This window comes from Pseudomonas sp. FSL R10-2189 (assembly GCF_009600325.1).
GTDB classification, from domain to species: Bacteria; Pseudomonadota; Gammaproteobacteria; order Pseudomonadales; family Pseudomonadaceae; genus Aquipseudomonas; species Aquipseudomonas helleri.
Window position 1 is genome coordinate 185982 of record NZ_WIVZ01000001.1, and the last position, 17480, is coordinate 203461.

The 17480-nt window shown below is 56.1% G+C and carries 12 protein-coding genes; 4 read left to right on the forward strand and 8 right to left on the reverse strand.

Annotated features, from left to right (window positions below; translation table 11 throughout):
• From GHO32_RS00875 to lpxC, 4 genes are all read left to right on the forward strand, one after another.
• Positions 1–867 carry a cell division protein FtsQ/DivIB gene (locus tag GHO32_RS00875; RefSeq protein WP_048367179.1) on the forward strand — a complete coding sequence of 289 codons (867 nt, stop codon included), beginning with the start codon at positions 1–3 and terminating at the stop codon, positions 865–867.
• Positions 868–882: 15 nt separating this feature from the next.
• Positions 883–2142: a cell division protein FtsA gene (ftsA, locus tag GHO32_RS00880; protein WP_048367176.1), complete on the forward strand. Its 1260-nt coding sequence runs from the start codon at positions 883–885 to the stop codon at positions 2140–2142.
• A 71-nt stretch (positions 2143–2213) separates the two neighbouring features.
• Positions 2214–3428, forward strand: a complete 1215-nt coding sequence (gene ftsZ, locus GHO32_RS00885) for a cell division protein FtsZ (RefSeq protein WP_048367173.1) — start codon at positions 2214–2216, stop codon at positions 3426–3428.
• A 112-nt stretch (positions 3429–3540) separates the two neighbouring features.
• A complete protein-coding gene (gene lpxC, locus GHO32_RS00890; RefSeq protein ID WP_048367172.1) occupies positions 3541–4452 on the forward strand; it encodes a UDP-3-O-acyl-N-acetylglucosamine deacetylase in 912 nt (303 codons plus the stop codon).
• A 148-nt stretch (positions 4453–4600) separates the two neighbouring features.
• Here lpxC and GHO32_RS00895 read toward each other — a convergent pair whose 3' ends face one another.
• The 8 genes from GHO32_RS00895 to GHO32_RS00930 all read right to left on the reverse strand — a co-directional run bounded on the left by GHO32_RS00895 (position 4601) and on the right by GHO32_RS00930 (position 17407).
• Positions 4601–6046: a sensor domain-containing diguanylate cyclase gene (locus GHO32_RS00895; protein ID WP_256678605.1), complete on the reverse strand. Its 1446-nt coding sequence runs from the start codon at positions 6044–6046 to the stop codon at positions 4601–4603.
• Positions 6047–6208: 162 nt separating this feature from the next.
• The gene (locus tag GHO32_RS00900; protein WP_048389887.1) at positions 6209–7528 is read right to left on the reverse strand and encodes an OprD family porin; all 1320 of its coding nucleotides are present in this window, start codon (positions 7526–7528) and stop codon (positions 6209–6211) included.
• A 191-nt stretch (positions 7529–7719) separates the two neighbouring features.
• On the reverse strand, positions 7720–7944 hold the full coding sequence (locus GHO32_RS00905; RefSeq protein WP_048367167.1) for a hypothetical protein: 225 nt from the start codon (positions 7942–7944) through the stop codon (positions 7720–7722).
• 164 nt (positions 7945–8108) lie between these two features.
• Positions 8109–10787 carry a fibronectin type III domain-containing protein gene (locus GHO32_RS00910; RefSeq protein ID WP_153337863.1) on the reverse strand — a complete coding sequence of 893 codons (2679 nt, stop codon included), beginning with the start codon at positions 10785–10787 and terminating at the stop codon, positions 8109–8111.
• 318 nt (positions 10788–11105) lie between these two features.
• Positions 11106–12494 carry a heavy metal sensor histidine kinase gene (locus GHO32_RS00915; protein ID WP_153335739.1) on the reverse strand — a complete coding sequence of 463 codons (1389 nt, stop codon included), beginning with the start codon at positions 12492–12494 and terminating at the stop codon, positions 11106–11108.
• Positions 12469–13143: a heavy metal response regulator transcription factor gene (locus GHO32_RS00920; protein ID WP_048367163.1), complete on the reverse strand. Its 675-nt coding sequence runs from the start codon at positions 13141–13143 to the stop codon at positions 12469–12471. The genes GHO32_RS00915 and GHO32_RS00920 overlap by 26 nt, the downstream gene beginning before the upstream one ends.
• A gap of 8 nt (positions 13144–13151) precedes the next feature.
• On the reverse strand, positions 13152–16247 hold the full coding sequence (locus GHO32_RS00925; protein WP_153335738.1) for a multidrug efflux RND transporter permease subunit: 3096 nt from the start codon (positions 16245–16247) through the stop codon (positions 13152–13154).
• Complete coding sequence (locus GHO32_RS00930; RefSeq protein ID WP_153335737.1) at positions 16244–17407, reverse strand: efflux RND transporter periplasmic adaptor subunit; 1164 nt, start codon at positions 17405–17407, stop codon at positions 16244–16246. Before GHO32_RS00930 ends, GHO32_RS00925 begins: the two co-directional genes overlap by 4 nt.
• Positions 17408–17480 lie beyond the last annotated feature (73 nt).

Sequence of the window (17480 nt, forward strand, 5' to 3'; positions counted from 1 at the left end):
ATGCCAGGCGCATCGCTTCGTCATCAGCAACCTGTCCCCGGCCGCAAGCCGGTGCCACGGGGTGCCAGCCGGATGGTGGCTAAAGAGCCGATGTCGGTGCGTGTGCCAAAAGCCAATTTTGGCTTTTTGAAAGTGCTGTTTTGGCCTGTGTTGCTGGTGGCCCTGGGGTTCGGTACGTACGAAGGCGCACAACGCCTGATGCCGTACGCGGACCGCCCGATCACCAACATCAATGTGCAGGGTGACTTGACCTACATCAGTCAGCAGGCCGTGCAACAGCGTATTGCTCCTTATGTGGCTGCGAGTTTCTTCACGGTCGATCTGGAAGGCATGCGCACTGAGCTGGAACAAATGCCATGGATTGCTCACGCCGAAGTCCGTCGGGTGTGGCCGGACCAAGTGGTGATTCGCCTTGAAGAGCAACTGCCGGTTGCGCGCTGGGGCGATGAAGCATTGCTGAATAACCAGGGCCAGGCGTTCACCCCGCGTGAGCTGGCCAACTACGAACATTTGCCGCAGCTGTTTGGCCCACAACGGGCCCAGCAGCAAGTGATGCAGCAGTATCAGGTGTTGAGCCAGATGCTGCGTCCGATGGGTTTTTCAATTGCCCGGCTGGAATTGCGTGAGCGCGGTAGCTGGTTCCTGACCACCGGAGCCGGCAGTGCAGGGCCTGGGATCGAGCTGCTGTTGGGGCGCGATCACTTGGTAGAAAAAATGCGTCGCTTCATAGCCATCTATGAAAAAACGCTGAAAGAACAGATTACAAACATTGCGCGCATTGATTTGCGTTATGCCAACGGATTGGCCGTCGGCTGGCGGGAACCTGTGGCACCCACGATAGCCCAACCCGCTGTCGCGAAGAATTAAGAAGAGGCAGGACCCATGGCAAATGTGCAAAGCGGCAAAATGATCGTTGGTCTCGATATCGGTACCTCCAAGGTGGTGGCGCTGGTAGGCGAGGTTGGTGAAGACGGCACGATCGAAATCGTCGGTATTGGCACGCATCCGTCCCGGGGCCTGAAGAAGGGCGTGGTGGTCAACATCGAGTCCACCGTGCAGTCGATCCAGCGCGCGATTGAAGAAGCGCAGCTGATGGCCGGTTGCCGGATCCACTCGGCGTTCGTCGGCGTTGCGGGCAACCATATCCGCAGCCTGAACTCCCACGGCATCGTTGCCATCCGTGATCGTGAAGTGAGCACGGCTGACCTTGAGCGCGTACTTGACGCTGCCCAGGCAGTGGCCATTCCGGCAGACCAGCGTGTGTTGCACACCTTGGCGCAGGACTACGTGATCGACAACCAGGAGGGCGTTCGTGAGCCGCTGGGCATGTCGGGCGTACGTCTGGAAGCCAAAGTGCACGTGGTGACTTGCGCGGTAAATGCTGCGCAGAACATTGAGAAATGTGTGCGTCGCTGTGGCCTTGAGGTGGATGACATCATCCTCGAGCAACTGGCGTCGGCTTACTCGGTATTGACCGATGACGAGAAAGAGCTGGGCGTGTGCCTGGTCGACATCGGCGGTGGCACCACGGATATCGCGATCTTCACTGAAGGCGCTATTCGTCACACCGCGGTGATCCCGATTGCGGGCGATCAGGTCACCAACGACATCGCGATGGCGTTGCGTACCCCGACCCAATATGCCGAAGAAATCAAAATCCGTTACGCCTGCGCACTGGCCAAACTGGCCAGCGCGGGTGAAACCATCAAAGTACCGAGCGTGGGCGACCGTCCTCCGCGCGAGCTGTCCCGCCAGGCCCTGGCCGAAGTGGTTGAGCCGCGTTACGACGAATTGTTCACATTGATCCAGGCAGAGCTGCGTCGCAGCGGCTACGAAGACCTGATCCCGGCCGGCATCGTGCTGACCGGTGGCACTTCGAAAATGGAAGGCGCTGTCGAGCTGGCGGAGGAGATCTTCCACATGCCGGTTCGCCTGGGCGTACCGCACAGCTTCAAAGGCTTGTCCGACGTTGTGCGCAACCCGATTTACTCCACCGCTGTGGGCTTGTTGCTGTACGGGCTGCAAAAGCAGTCAGACGGTATTTCCATATCGGGTATCAGCAACCGCGACAGCTACAGCAGTGAAGAACAAAAAGCCCCTGTGTTCGAGCGCCTCAAGCGCTGGGTTCAGGGCAACTTTTAAAGCTTGAGCAGTAAAAGATTCAAAAGCAGTAGAAGTAGGCGAAATAACTAGAGAATGTAAGGAGAGGGACCATGTTCGAACTCGTAGACAACATCCCGCAGAGCCCGGTAATCAAAGTTATCGGTGTTGGTGGTGGCGGTGGCAATGCTGTTAACCACATGGTTAAGAGCAACATCGAAGGCGTGGAATTCATCTGCGCCAACACTGACGCACAAGCGCTGAAGAACATTGGCGCGCGTACCATCCTGCAATTGGGCACCGGTGTGACCAAAGGCCTGGGTGCAGGCGCCAATCCTGAGGTCGGTCGTCAGGCCGCTCTGGAAGACCGCGAGCGCATCGCTGAAGTGTTGCAGGGCACCAACATGGTGTTCATCACCACGGGCATGGGCGGTGGTACCGGTACCGGTGCTGCGCCGATCATTGCCGAAGTGGCCAAGGAAATGGGCATCCTCACCGTTGCGGTGGTGACACGTCCGTTCCCGTTTGAAGGTCGCAAGCGCATGCAGATCGCTGACGAAGGTATTCGTCTGCTGTCCGAAAGCGTTGACTCGTTGATTACGATTCCGAACGAAAAACTGCTGACCATCCTCGGTAAAGACGCCAGCCTGCTGTCGGCTTTCGCCAAGGCCGATGACGTACTGGCCGGTGCCGTTCGCGGTATCTCCGACATCATCAAGCGTCCGGGCATGATCAACGTCGACTTTGCCGACGTGCGCACCGTGATGAGCGAAATGGGCATGGCAATGATGGGCACTGGCTGCGCCAGCGGTCCTAACCGTGCACGTGAAGCGACCGAAGCGGCTATCCGTAACCCGTTGCTCGAAGACGTGAACCTGGAAGGCGCTCGCGGCATCCTGGTAAACATCACGGCCGGTCCTGACCTGTCTCTGGGTGAGTACTCCGACGTGGGCAGCATCATCGAAGCGTTCGCTTCTGAACACGCAATGGTCAAGGTCGGTACGGTTATCGATCCGGACATGCGCGACGAACTGCACGTGACCGTGGTTGCTACCGGTCTGGGCGCGAAAATCGAGAAGCCGGTCAAGGTTATCGACAACACCGTTCAGGCATCGTACGCAACGGCTTCGGCCCAGCCAGCGCCTTCGCGTCAAGAACCGCGTGTCGAGCGTCAGGAGCTGCCAGCGGTTAACTACCGTGATCTGGATCGCCCAACCGTGATGCGTAATCAGGCTCAACATGGCGCAACAGCGGCTGCGAAGCTGAATCCGCAAGATGATCTGGACTACCTGGACATCCCGGCATTCCTGCGTCGTCAGGCTGATTAATGAAATCAATCAGGGGGATTCAGGTGATTGGTGTTCAGCAAAGGCTCGGTCTGCTATTATCGCCAGCCTTTGTTGATACCAGTTCGCAATTTGCGCTGAAGCGGCCAATGCCATGATTAAACAACGCACCCTGAAAAATATTATCCGTGCCACAGGTGTCGGCCTGCACTCCGGTGAGAAGGTCTACCTGACCCTCAAGCCTGCGCCTGTGGACACCGGCATCGTGTTTTGTCGTGCAGACCTTGACCCTGTGGTGCAGATTCCTGCTCGCGCGGAAAACGTCGGCGAGACGACGATGTCGACCACGTTGGTCAACGGCGACGTAAAAGTAGACACGGTAGAGCATTTGCTCTCGGCCATGGCTGGCCTTGGGATCGATAACGCCTACGTCGAACTCTCCGCGTCTGAAGTCCCGATTATGGACGGTAGCGCCGGACCTTTCGTGTTTTTGATTCAATCTGCCGGCCTGGAAGAACAGGACGCGCCGAAGAAGTTCATCCGTATCCTGCGTGAAGTGACAGTGGAAGATGGCGACAAGCGCGCTACTTTCGTCCCTTTCGAAGGCTTCAAGGTGAGCTTCGAGATCGATTTCGATCACCCGGTTTTCCGTAACCGCACCCAAAGTGCAAGCGTGGATTTCTCAAGCACTTCGTTTGTAAAAGAAGTCAGCCGCGCGCGTACCTTTGGCTTCATGAGTGACATCGAGTACCTGCGCAAGCACAACCTCGCACTCGGCGGCAGCGTGGAAAACGCGATCGTAGTCGACTCCGATGGTGTACTGAACGAAGACGGCCTTCGCTACGAAGACGAATTCGTGAAGCACAAAATCCTCGACGCCATTGGCGATCTCTACCTGTTGGGCAATAGCCTGATTGGTGAGTTCAAAGGCTTCAAGTCTGGCCATGCCCTGAACAACCAGCTGCTTCGCAAGCTGATTGAGCAGACCGATGCATGGGAAGTCGTGACCTTTGAAGACGCCAGCACTGCACCGATCTCGTACATGCGTCCGGTTGCGGCAGTTTAAGTAAAACTTCATTCTCTAGTTTTTGAAGGCCACCCTCGGGTGGTCTTTTTTTTGGACTAGTGTCTAACGTAAATGTGCAGGAGCGAGCTTGTCTCGCGATCTTTTGATCTTAAAGATCGCAACTGCCTACAAAGGTCAGGGCTCTTGCCTACACCAATGGCGGCTTCACCGCATTCAACCCCGTCTCATTGATGTTCACGACCCGGTTGCGCCCGGCTTTTTTGGCTTGATACAACGCCTTGTCAGCGGCGCTCAACAACGCGTCCTGGGTTTCACCCGGCTTGGCATAACGGGTGCACGAGCCCAGGCTGATGGTCAGCTTTTTATGCTCCGGCAACATCGGGGGCATTTGCTCGACGGCGAGGCGGAGTTTCTCGCACAGCAGGCGCGTATTGGCGGCCTCAGTTTCGGTCAGTACCACGGCAAACTCTTCGCCCCCGTAACGGGCCGCCAAGTCAGAAGGGCGTCGCACATGGGCCTTGATCACGGCGGCGACCTGGCGGATGGCTTCATCCCCTGCCTGATGGCCGTAGAGATCATTGAAAGCCTTGAAGTGGTCAATATCTATCATCACCAGCGACAGCGGGCAGCCTGTGCGTTGCGCCCGGCGCCATTCCAGATCCAGGGCCCGGTCCAGTGTACGGCGGTTGGCCAGCCCGGTCAGCGGGTCGGTTGACGCCAAGGCAGCGAGATCACGCTCGGCATGAAGGCGCAAATTCAATTCGCGAATCAGCAGCCAGGTCAGCCACAACAGGCCCAGGCATAACAGCAGCGTGACGCTGCCGATCACTAACGCCGTGTGCTGCCAATTACTGAAAATGCTCGAGGCCGCTATCGCCACCACCACGATAATGGGCAGGTCGTGCACCTGAGCGAAGGTGTACAGGCGCTCGTGATGATAAATACCGGACATGGCGATAAAACTGCCAAAGCGCTCATTTAAAAAACGCCGGAAGTTGGGCGCCTGGCTGAGGTCTTGGCCGATTGAGATTTTACTGGTCGGCGGGTACTGCAACATCAGCGTGCCATCCGTGTCGAGCAAGCTGATATTGCCGCTGGGGCCAATGTCCAGGCCTCTAAACAGATTCTGGAAATACGATATTTTCAGTTTTCCGACAGCGACCCCGGCAAAAGTCCCGTCCTCAGCCACCAGCCTGCGACTGAGATAGATGATCCATTCGGGGCTGTCTGAACTGGCGAGATAGGGGTGACTGATGAACAGCTCATCGCGGGTGCTGTTTTGTTGCACGCTGAACCAAGGCTGTTGGGTGGCATTCGGGGGGATGCTGACGACTGGTTTTGAGCGGGCAATCAGCTTGCCTTGAGCATCCAGCACAAAAAAACCGAAAGATGAGGGTGCTTCATTGGTTCTGTCGAAGAGCAGGGATTGCCGGGTCTGGGCAGGCAGCGTCGCCAAGGCCTGGGTGTGCAGCAGGTCGATGAGGTTAATCAGTGCGGAATCATAAATAGAGAAGGTGTTGCGAATGTCACGATTGATCAGTTGCACGATGTTCAGGGCGGAACGCCTGGCATCTTCTTCGGTGTTGCGGTATTCCCGGACCAGCAAATAGCTGACGATGCCGAGAATGACCAAGGCCGAAAATGTCGTTGCCCTGATCAGTGTGCGGCGGGTAATGACAGGAGTGCGCGCGGAATACTTAATGGCTTTACCCTCAAGGCTATAAATCGTGCCTGCTCCTAAGGTACAGCCCTTGAGGTTTAAGGCCAGCTAAAAAGCTGGCCTTAAGGTCACGATTTAGAAGATGTTCAGAGGATAGTCAACAATCACGCGGTATTCATCGACATTGTGATCGACTGTTTCATACGCCGCATTACCACGGTTGGTTGCCCAGCGCAGGGTAAAGCCCAAGTCTTTGGCCTTGCCTTCCTGAACCACGTATTTGGCGCTCAGGTCACGCTCCCAGTGGAACGCGTTTTTGCCATTGGGGTTGTACCAGTTGCTGTAACCGATGCTGTTCGGGTCCGCCTTGGTCAGGTCCACTTCACCGCGTGAGTACGAGGCGCTGGTGGTCAGGCCAGGAATGCCGAGGCCTGCAAAGTCATACTCGTATTGCAGTTTCCACGAGCGTTCGTTCGGGCCGTTGAAGTCCGAATACTGCTGCGAGTTATCCAGGTAAATACTGTCGCCCTGGTTAATGTAGTCAAACGGCGTGTTGCCGTTGACACGTTGGTACACCGCGGTGACTTTGTGCCCGTCCATCCCCACTGCAAAGTGCAGGCTGAAAGTGTTGTTGTTGATGGCTCCCAGCAGCGCGTTACCCGTGTCCTGCGTGTGGTAGTAGTGGAAACCAGGGTTCAGGGTGATGCCGTTGCTCAGCGAATGGGTGTAGTCCAGATCGTAGTAGTACTGGTTCCAGACGTTTTGCAACTGCGAGGCATACAGGTTGCTGGTGACCCCCGGGATACCGCTGAAGGCTACGCCAGCCCAAGTCAGGTGCTTGGTGGTCTGGTCATTCAGATTGCCGTAGGTGGTGGTCAGGCGGCGCATGCCGCTCTGGTTGTAGGGCTTGTCGTAGGTGACTTGACCGCCTTCCAGCATCCAGCCCGCAAAGCTGTGGTTGGTCAGGCTGATGCCCTGGAACGTCTGCGGCAACATGCGGGTTTCACCGCCTGCGATCACCGGGTTGGTGATGAACAGGTCACCGGCTTTCAGCTCGGTATCAAACGCGCGAATTTTTAGCGCCGCACCACCCGACGAGAAGTCGGTGGGCGCATTACCGTTGCCGCCACCAATCGGCAGGATACTGCTGCCGCTGGTACCGCCACCGCCATCGAGTTTGAGGCCGAGCATGGCGTACGCATCCAGACCAAAACCGACCACACCAGGGGTATAACCCGAAGCGAACTTGGCAATAAAGCCTTGGCCCCACTCCTTACCGTCATGGGTGTCCGGACTGTGGATGTCGTGGTTCATGTAGTAGTTACGCAGATGCAAGTCGAGGGTCGAGCCGTCGATGAACCCCTCTTTGGACGTGTCGTCATCTGCCTGTGCAAACAACGGGATCGTTGCAGTCAGTGCGATGAATAGAGGACTGAGCTTTAGCGCTTGTTTCATCAGTCGGTTGCTCCTTTAAAGTGACGGCAGTTTTTATTTTCTTTGAAAATTCAGTTCTTATTTTTAGGCGCTTCATGGTCGAGACGCCTTTTTTTAAAACAAAAAAAAGCCGCTATCATAGCGGCTTTTGAAACAATCAGTCACATACGTGTCATCAGACTGACTGGGTCGGGAAATATTTGCACGTGAAATCAGCTGTCTTTTGGTTCATCTGCCGGGCTGACTTTGACCTGTGTTTGCTGGGATTTGACATCATTTTGATGGCTGGCTGCGAGCTCGGTTTGACGCTGTTCAAAAGCCGCTGCGCGGGCCTCGTTCTTGGCGATGAACGCAGGGGATTCTTCTGCCATGGCCAGAGGCGACAACATCATAGACGACAAAACGAAAACGCTAGCCATACCCATACTGGTGGACATTTCAGTACCTTCTTGCAGAGCAAGTGTTGTGTGATGGGCTAAATCTATAGTGCCAGCGGTGAATGAAACAGCGTGAATCCGTACAAGGACTGTTGCGGTTTAAGTAACAAACAGGCGTGGATTGACAGCCGGGCAACACCCGGCTGTCTCTAGAGCTTATGGCGTTAAGTCCTTGGCATCACAAATGTGTTGAGGGTGGATTCGCCTGAAACGCCGTAACTGTTTGTGCCATATAGCTCAATGTTGTACGCCTTGCCCGGCACGAGATTCGGTACCGAAGCTTTGGTGGTTGTGCCGGACACTCGTACATGTTGCTTGGTGCCCGTGTCTTTTTCTTCAACGATTAAATTTATGGCCTCTGAGGAATGTATGTACTCCCAAGCGAACGTTGCAATGCCGAGATGAGCGTAGGTAAACACAATTGACTCTTTGGTCGGGCGATAAGAAGGCGTGTCCTTGTTGGAGGTGTCTCCATGGTACGCGGCTGTTCTGGATCGGTTGCCACTGGTATCAACAGCATAAACATGCACTTGATAGTTGATATCTTTAGCCAGTGAGACAGTTAATTGAAAAGCGCCCAGGACGGGAGGATCCAGTACCTTGTAGAGTTGGTTGTTAATGATGACTTCGTAGTGCGATATTCCAGTATTGTCCGAAGAGGCGTTCCAAAAAACGTAGAGTCTGCCTTCCCGGTAGCGATAGCGGCCTAGCAGGTTAGAAGGCACGGTTGGGTATTCCTGGTCCCAGGCTGGATCACCATGCAGATAGGTATAGTTGGAATTGTAGGCTCTTTCTCCCACGGTTCCGTAAGCATTAATACCCCAGACGAACACATGATAATTTTTGAGGGGAGTTAAGTTATCAAATATATAGGTCAGGTCGCTGCCTGAATAAAATGCTTCTCGAAGCGGTTGTCCGATAATTTTTCCGTCCACACCGCTTTCCCCACCTTGAACATCTTTGGTGTCGTAAAGGTGGATTTTATATTTGACAATGTTATGGCTGCCCTTCCAGGTGGTAACGCCAGTCGTGAGTTCCTGACGAAGTACTGTTTGCCCATTGATACTGATTGCTGCGTGGCTGCTGGTTTCTTTTGTACTACCAGTGTAGGTGATTGAGGTGGAATGATTACCCTCTTGGTCTACGGCGAACAGAGTCAGGGTAAAGTCCCATGAACGATTCACGGGTATAGTGTTGCCGCTGTAGAAAGATTCATAGGTTTTTTCGGTATCCGTTTTAATGATCAACGTGTGGGTGCGGTAAATTTCCCCTCCGTCAAAATTAACCGTTAATTGCTGAGTGATCGGGTCATATGAAGTATTCAGATTGGACGGCGGGGGCGGAGGCGTCACACTGGGTTGATAGGCGTTAATGCGCTTGATGGCGTAATCGCTAGTCAGGCCGAAACTGTTTACTGCATGCGCGGTTATCAGACAGGCGTCATAGTTGGGGAGGTTGGTAAACACCACACCTAATGCCCAGCGAGAGGCAATATTCCATAAAATTGGCTCTCCCACGGGTTTGCCGTCTACGACGTCTTTCTCTGCATATATTTCAAAAATATAGTGGTCGGCGTTATAGATTGAGTGCTTGATAAGCATTGAGCACGCATATTTTCCGTCACGTTGGGAATAAACAATGTCAGGGGGTAACGGTTTATCGCTCCCTGTTGGCGGATCCATTCCTTTAAGAGATTTGACCAGCGGTGTAGAGCGGTTACCGGCCACGTCGACGGCATACAGTTTTAATTCGTACTCTTGACCTTTGCGAACCTCGAATTCTAGCTGTTGCTGCGGGGTGCGAAGGTTATCAAGCTTGATTTCATCTCCACCATTGAGTGAGTAGAGGTAGTGGTCAACATCAAAATTGTCAGTAGAGGCATTGAAGTTTATGAAATAGGTGCTCCACCCGCCATGCCAGAATTCATTGTAAACGGTGGGCTGAGACGGGGGCTCTTTGTCATTCAGTCGTTCAGATTTATACAGGTTGGCGCTGATGCAGTAGGGGACAATGGAAGAGTTTTCAATAAAATCCACATTAATGATGTTGCTGTTAATTAATGCTTGAGCGTGAGGCTCGAATTTTTTGTTGATGTAGTCTGAAATGTCCATGGCGCCATAGAGTTTTTTATACCTGACGACTTGCAATGACCATAGCTTGGGTTTATAGGTCTCAACGGTATTCTTATCAATATAGATATCAAGTTCTTGCTCGGAGGGAATGTCCTTGCCTACCCAGTAGTGTGGGATGTTACTCCAGATCGCAGGCTGTGCGCCAAACGCGTTCGTCGCGATGATAATGTTGTGGCCTGCGTAGCGGGTGCGAATGTCCCCGAGTGTTAAGTTGGAGGCAGATCTGGGCACAATTTTTGTTGAACTGTCAGTGCCTGAAAACCCTTGAGTCAGTTGTGTTAGCAAGCGCTCATAGTCGCTGGGTCGAAAGTTTTTAAATTCTTGAAAATGTAAAATAATGAGTTCGTGTTTTTTCGAGATGTAGTCGGTTTTGAAGAATTCATTGCAGTCCTTAATGAGCCCAAGCACAGATCGGTTAGATGAAAAGGGACCATGGAAAAAATCGAAGCCATATAACGTTCCATTGTAAACTCTTGCGTTGACACGCAAATCGAACACACGTGCACCCTGTGCGATCTGGAAAGGAAAAGTATCATTTTGACAAGTTACCCAGCCCTCTACAGGGCCTGATATCCCTTTTTTATCCATCCCTGCATTGTGTGTAGAGGGGAGGCTGAGCTGGTGTAGTTTTAAATTGTCGAGACTGCTGCCGAGGTCGGTCATCCAGGTGGATAAATTATAATCAGGTGTCTTATTTGATATTTTTTTCATGGTGAAAATGGCTCTTAATGAGTGGGGCAAATTAAAAGCCTATCGACAGGCATAGGGTATTTCTACTGGTGCTTCTGATAGGTGTCTGAAGCTTTTGCCGATTTTGTAATGCTTCTAGTTTGGTTTTTTCCGTGATGTTAGTAGTCGTGACTTGGGTATAAGTTCGTACGGCGATGCCCGCGGTAAATGCCCAGGTGACGTTAAGTGACTGTCTAAGTTGTTGTTTTGGCGCTAATAAATAAAAGTGCGCTGGAAAACTTCGTTACTTAACTGAATCGAAACATTCAGTCATCGGGATAACGCATATTTTAAATTTCATCATGTTGGCAAATGCAGCCCAAAGGTATTGCGCCCTTCGCCAGTGCGCACAAACACTTCGCCGCCATGCATCTGCGCGATGGCTTTGACGATGGCCAGGCCAAGGCCGTGGTTGGCAACGCTGTTGTGGCGTGACGCGTCCACGCGGTAGAAGCGCTCGAACAGGCGCGGTAAATGCTCGTCGGCAATCGGTTCGCCCGGGTTGCTGATGCTGATGCTTGCCTGATGCGCGTTTTGCTCGATCTGTACATCAATCTGCTGCCCGGGTGCGGTGTGCTGCACGGCGTTGCTCAGCAAGTTGATCAGCGCCCGGCGCAGATGGGCTTTCTCGATGTTGACCTGGGCATCGCCGCTGACCCGTACCGCAACGTGGGCGTCTTCGAGAATGAACTCCAGATAGTCCAGGGTGGTGGCCACTTCATCCGCCAGCGAGGCGCGGGTCAGTTTGCTGGCTTTGCTGCCTTGGTCGGCACTGGCCAAAAACAACATGTCATTGATGATGCTGCGCAGACGCTCCAGCTCTTCGAGGTTGGATTGCAGCACTTCAAAGTAATGCTCCGCCGAGCGCCCGCGGGTCAGTGCCACCTGGGTTTGGCCAATCAGGTTGGTCAGCGGTGAACGCAGTTCATGGGCCACGTCGGCATTGAACGACTCAAGACGGGTATACGCCTGTTCAACCCGGTCCAGGGTTGAGTTGAAGCCATTGACCAAGTGATCCAGTTCAGGCGGCAGCGGTGACAGGTGCAAGCGCCCGGACAAACGCGGCGGCTCAAGTTTCTGGGCTTTGTCAGACAGCGTGATCAGCGGCTTTAGCCCGATGCGCGCCACCCAATAACCCAAGGCAGACGCCAGCAAAACGCCAATGATCGCCAGGCTGATGAGTGCCATCAGCAGGTGGTGCTGGGTTTGGCGAAAGGTCTCGGTATCGATGCCGATCAGAAACCGCAGCGCCGGGCGTTGTTCCTTGGCCGGGATCTGGCTGATCAACACCTTGAACGGGTACGCCTCGCCGGGCAATTGCAGGTCGCGCACGCCCGTCGGGCCTTGGGCGAACGCGCGTATTTGCGCGTCAGGCGAGCCATATTCGTAATGGGGGTCATTACTGATGGCCCAAAAGCGGATGCGTTTGTCTTCTTCACTGAGCAAGGTGAATTTGGAGGTGATCTTGGCCCAGTGATCGGGGTTGCCGAAGCGATTGATCGACGATTCCAACACGCTGAACCGTGCGTCCAGTTCGGCTTCGGGCAGCATGCTGATGCCCTTGTCGACTTGCTGGTACAGCGCCCCGCCAATCAACACAAACACCAGCAAGGCCACCAGCGTGAACAATACGCTCAGGCGCATCGCGATGGAGTTCAGGCGGTTAAACACCGCGACGCTCCAGCACATAGCCCATGCCGCGAATGGTGTGCAGCAATTTGTGTTCGAAAGGCCCGTCCAACTTGGCCCGCAGGCGCTTGATTGCGACCTCTACGACGTTGGCATCGCTGTCGAAGTTGATGTCCCAGACCATCTCGGCAATCGCCGTTTTAGAGAGGATTTCACCCTGGCGCCGGGCCAGTACGCTGAGCAGCGCAAACTCTTTGGCGGTCAGGTCCAGGCGGCTTCCGGCGCGGCTGGCCTTGCGGCTGATCAGGTCGATCCACAAGTCATCGACCGTCACCTGCACTGGCTCATGGCCGCCGCTGCGTCGGGTCAAGGCTTGCAGCCGGGCGACCAGTTCCAGAAACGAAAACGGCTTGCCCAGATAATCATCAGCGCCTTCGCGCAGGCCGCGCACCCGGTCTTCAACCCGCTCGCGTGCGGTCAGCATGATCACCGGTGTTTGCTTGCGCGCACGCAAGGCGCGCAACACACCAAAGCCGTCGAGTTCCGGGAGCATCACGTCGAGCACAATCACCGCGTAATCGCTTTCCAGCGCCAGGTGCAACCCCTCGACGCCATCGCGTGCGACATCCACCGTGTAGCCCTGCTCTGTCAGCCCGCGATGCAGGTAGTCAGCGGTTTTTTCTTCGTCTTCAATAATTAGAACGCGCATAACCTGCCTCAGTGATCCGTCGCCATTGAGCGGGCGGGTTGGGATCGATGGAACATCCGTTCGAGCCACAAGTATATGACGGGCGTGGTGAACAGCGTCAGCGCCTGACTTACCAGCAAACCGCCGACCACGGCAATACCCAGCGGCTGGCGCAACTCAGCGCCGGTGCCGTAGCCGAGCATCAGCGGCAAGGCGCCCAGCAGGGCGGCGAGGGTGGTCATGATGATCGGGCGAAAACGCGTCAGGCAGGCTTCATAGATTGCCTCTTCAGGGCTCAGCCCGCGGGTGCGCTGGGCATCAAGTGCAAAGTCGATCATCAGGATGCCGTTTTTCTTGACGATCCCGATCAGCAGCACCAGCCCGATCAACGCCATGATCGAAAAGTCCTGGCCACATATCCACAGCATCATCAGCGCGCCCAGCCCTGCCGAGGGCAGCGTCGAGATGATCGTCAGCGGGTGCACGAAGCTTTCGTACAGCACTCCCAGAATGATGTACACCGCCACCAGCGCGGCCAGAATCAGCCACGGCTGGCTGGCCAGCGAGCTTTGGAAGGCTTGCGCAGCACCCTGGAAATTGCCGCTGATGGTACTTGGCATGCCAATCTCGTTTTTCGCCTGATTGAGCATTAGCACCGCGTCACCCAAGGCCACGCCGGGGGCGAGGTTGAAGGACAGGTTGGCGGCCGGGAACATGCCGTCATGGCTGATCGACAGCGGGCCGCTGGTGGGCGCATCCACCTTGGCCACCGCTGAGAGCGGCACCATTTCGCCGGTCAAGGGTGAGCGCAGGTAGAAGTAGTTCAAGCTTTCGGCTTTGCCACGCTGCTTGCTGTCGACTTCCAGGATCACGTTGTACTGGTTGGTTTGCGTCTGGAACTCATTGATCTGACGCTGACCAAACGCGTCGTAGAGAGCTTCGTCGACATCGGTGGCGGTGAGGCCGAAGCGTGCGGCGGCTTTGCGGTCGATGCTGATGTGGGTGATGCTGCCGCCCAGTTGCAGGTCATTGGACAGGTCGCGAAAAGCCGGGAGGGTGCGCAGTTTTTCGGTCAGGCGCTGGGTCCAGGTGTTGAGCGTCGGCCCATCGTTGCTTTTGAGCACGTACTGGTACTGGCTGCGGCTTGGCCCGGAGCTCAGGTTGATGTCTTGCCCGGCGCGCAGGTACAACACGATGCCCGGCACCTTGGCCAGTTGCGGGCGGATACGGTCGATAAATTCGCTGGCCGACACATCGCGCTCGCCGCGGTCTTTGAGGGCAATCCAGAAGCGCCCGTTGGCGATGGTCTGGTTGCTGCCGGTCACGCCCACCGAATGCGAAAACGCCTGCACCGCCGGGTCGGCGCCAACAATCTTGGCCAGCGCCAAATGTTTCTGGGTCATGTCCGAGAACGAGATATCCGAAGCGGCTTCGCTGGTGCCCAGCACAAAACCGGTGTCTTGCACCGGGAAGAAGCCCTTGGGGATCAGCACATAGCCGGCAATGGCCATCGCCAACGTCACGCCGAACACGCCCAGCATCAGCCGCTGGTGGGCCAGTGCGCGTTTCAGGCCGGTGTCATATAGGGCCAGCAACCGCTCGCCAAAGCCGGGTTTGGCGTCGGCGTGATGCACCGGCGCGCGCATAAACAGCGCGGCGAGGGTGGGCGCCAGGGTCAGTGACACCAGCACGGAAATAACGATAGTTGAGGTGGCGGTCAGGGCGAACTCTTTAAACAGTCGCCCGACTACACCGCCCATAAACAGCAACGGAATAAACGCCGCCACCAGAGAGAAGCTGATCGATACCACGGTGAAACCAATCTCGCTGGAGCCCTTGATCGCTGCATCGCGCATGCTTTCGCCTGCTTCGAGATGGCGGTGGATGTTCTCCACCACCACAATCGCATCGTCGACCACAAAGCCCACGGCCACCACAATCGCCACCAGCGTCAGGTTGTTCAGGCTGAACCCGAGCACGTACATCAAGGCAAAGCTGGCAATCAGCGACACCCCCAGCACGGCAGACACAATCAACGTGGCAGACCATTGGCGCAGGAACAGCGCCATGACCGCGACCACCAGGAGCACCGCGATCAGCAGGGTGATTTCCACTTCATGCAACGAGGCGCGGATGGTCTGGGTCCGGTCGCTCAGCACCGTGACCTCGACCGAGGCCGGGAGCATGGCTTGCAGGCCGGGCAGGGCAGCTTGAATGCGGTCGACGGTCTCGACAATGTTGGCCCCCGGCTGGCGCGAAATCACCAGGTTGACCCCTGGCTGGTGGCCCGACCAGGCTTGCACGTAATCATTCTCGGAGCCGTTGATCACCCGCGCCACGTCGCGCAACTGCACCGGGGCGCCGTCTTTGTATGACACGATCAACTGGCCGTACTCGTCGGCATTGAACAATTGGTCGTTGGTCGCCAGGGTCGAGATGCTCGATGGGCCGTACAGCGCGCCCTTGGCCAGATTGAGGCTGGTTTGCTGCAACGCCAGACGAATATCGGCGAGGGTCAGGCCAATGGCGGCCAATTTGTCAGCGCTGGCCTGGACCCGGATCGCCGGGCGTTGCTGGCCGGTGATGTTGATCTGCCCCACGCCGTCGATCTGGCTGATTTGCCGGGCGAGCAGGGTTTCGACGTAATCGCTGAGTTCAGTGCCGGGCATTTGCAACGAACTGATGCTGAGGATCAGCACCGGGCTGTCCGCCGGGTTGACCTTGCGCCAGGTCGGCAGCGTGGGCATGTCTTTGGGCAACTTGCCGGACGCGGTGTTGATCGCCGCCTGGACTTCCTGAGCAGCGGTGTCGATGCTTTTGTCGAGGGTAAATTGCAGGGTCAGGGTGGTTGACCCCAGTGCACTGCTGGAGGTCATTTGGGTTACGCCGGGGATGGCGCTGAACTGCACCTCCAAGGGCGTTGCGACCGATGAGGCCATGGTGTCCGGGCTGGCACCGGGCAGTTGCGCCGACACTTGTATGGTCGGGAACTCCGCCTCGGGCAGCGGCGCAACGGGCAAGCGTGGAAAGGCAATCAAGCCCAACAGCACTAACGCAAAGGTCAGCAGCACGGTGGCAATCGGGTGATCGACGCACCAGGCCGAGAGTGAGCGGCTGCGGGTCATGGCTGCACCGGCTGGGCGTGTTCGGTGTTAGCCAGGGCGGGCTCGCTCAGGGTTTCAATTTTTGAGCCGGGTTTGAGCCGCGACTGGCCGTCGCTGACCAGCGTATCGCCCGGTTTGACGCCGCTGACAATGTTCAACTCCGTGTCCTGATAGAGGACCTGCACGGGCACGGTTTCGACCTGGTCGCCATTGACCCGGTACACGAAGTAAGTGTCCAGCCCGCGTTGCACAACGGGCGGGGGGACGACCAGGGCGTTTTGATCCAGCCCGGTTTGAATCTCGACATTCACCAGTTGCCCCGGCCAGAGCGCATGGGTCGGGTTATCGAACTGTGCCTTGACCTTGATGGTGCCGGTGGCGGCTGACACCTGATTGTCGATCAGGCTCAAGCGCCCTTCGCCCAACGGCGTACCGCTGTGGTCCGCGTCGCCAATAAAGGCTTTGACCAGGGCCGGATCCTTGGCGTTGAGCAGTTCATGCAGGGTGGGCAGCAACTGCTGGGGCAGGGAGAACTCGACGGCAATCGGGTCGAGTTGGGTCACCGAAAATAACCCCTGGGTATCACTGACCCGCAGGAAGTTGCCCGGATCCACAGCGCGGATCCCCACACGGCCAGTGACCGGCGAGTGAATTTGCGTATACGACAGTTGCACCTGCGCCGCTTCAATTGCCGCTTGATTGCCTGCCGCCGTGGCTTTGAGCTGATTGACCAGCGCCTGTTGCTGGTCGAGGGTTTGCTTGGACACACCGTTGTCGACGCTCAGCAACTGGTAGCGCTTGAGGTCGATCAGTGCGCCTTGCAACTGCGCCTGATTTTGCTGCAGTTGGGCTTTGGCCTGGTCCAGGCTGGCCTTGATTGAGCGGTCATCCAGGGTCGCGAGCAAATCACCGGCCTGTACCGCTTGCCCTTCTTTAACCAGCAACTGGGTGAGGATGCCATCAATCTGTGGGCGAATGACCACGCTGTGAAGCGACAGCACGGCGCCAATCCCGCTGACCGTGCGCGGTACGTCTTGCTGCACCACTTGAATGACCCGCACCGGCACGGCGGTAGATGCGACAGCGGTGTGCGAAGCCGGGCGCTTGAGTAGCCAGAGGCCTGCGCCGAGCAGAGCAATCACCAGCGTGCCGAGGACTATTTGTTTGGTTTGAATGCGCATGCCAGGCCGTGTGCGTGGAAAGGGGGAAGTCAGGGTTATAGCGGTTGAATCCGGTCAGCAGAGTGACTGCAAA

What these genes read in the sequence shown, in the direction of transcription:
- GHO32_RS00875 (WP_048367179.1), top strand. Translation starts at nt 1, where the DNA reads ATGCCAGGCGCATCGCTTCGTCATCAGCAACCTGTCCCCGGCCGCAAG.
- ftsA (WP_048367176.1), top strand. Translation starts at nt 883, where the DNA reads ATGGCAAATGTGCAAAGCGGCAAAATGATCGTTGGTCTCGATATCGGT.
- ftsZ (WP_048367173.1), top strand. Translation starts at nt 2,214, where the DNA reads ATGTTCGAACTCGTAGACAACATCCCGCAGAGCCCGGTAATCAAAGTT.
- lpxC (WP_048367172.1), top strand. Translation starts at nt 3,541, where the DNA reads ATGATTAAACAACGCACCCTGAAAAATATTATCCGTGCCACAGGTGTC.
- GHO32_RS00900 (WP_048389887.1), bottom strand. Translation starts at nt 7,528, where the DNA reads ATGAAACAAGCGCTAAAGCTCAGTCCTCTATTCATCGCACTGACTGCA.
- GHO32_RS00905 (WP_048367167.1), bottom strand. Translation starts at nt 7,944, where the DNA reads ATGTCCACCAGTATGGGTATGGCTAGCGTTTTCGTTTTGTCGTCTATG.
- GHO32_RS00910 (WP_153337863.1), bottom strand. Translation starts at nt 10,787, where the DNA reads ATGAAAAAAATATCAAATAAGACACCTGATTATAATTTATCCACCTGG.
- GHO32_RS00915 (WP_153335739.1), bottom strand. Translation starts at nt 12,494, where the DNA reads ATGTGCTGGAGCGTCGCGGTGTTTAACCGCCTGAACTCCATCGCGATG.
- GHO32_RS00920 (WP_048367163.1), bottom strand. Translation starts at nt 13,143, where the DNA reads ATGCGCGTTCTAATTATTGAAGACGAAGAAAAAACCGCTGACTACCTG.
- GHO32_RS00925 (WP_153335738.1), bottom strand. Translation starts at nt 16,247, where the DNA reads ATGACCCGCAGCCGCTCACTCTCGGCCTGGTGCGTCGATCACCCGATT.
- GHO32_RS00930 (WP_153335737.1), bottom strand. Translation starts at nt 17,407, where the DNA reads ATGCGCATTCAAACCAAACAAATAGTCCTCGGCACGCTGGTGATTGCT.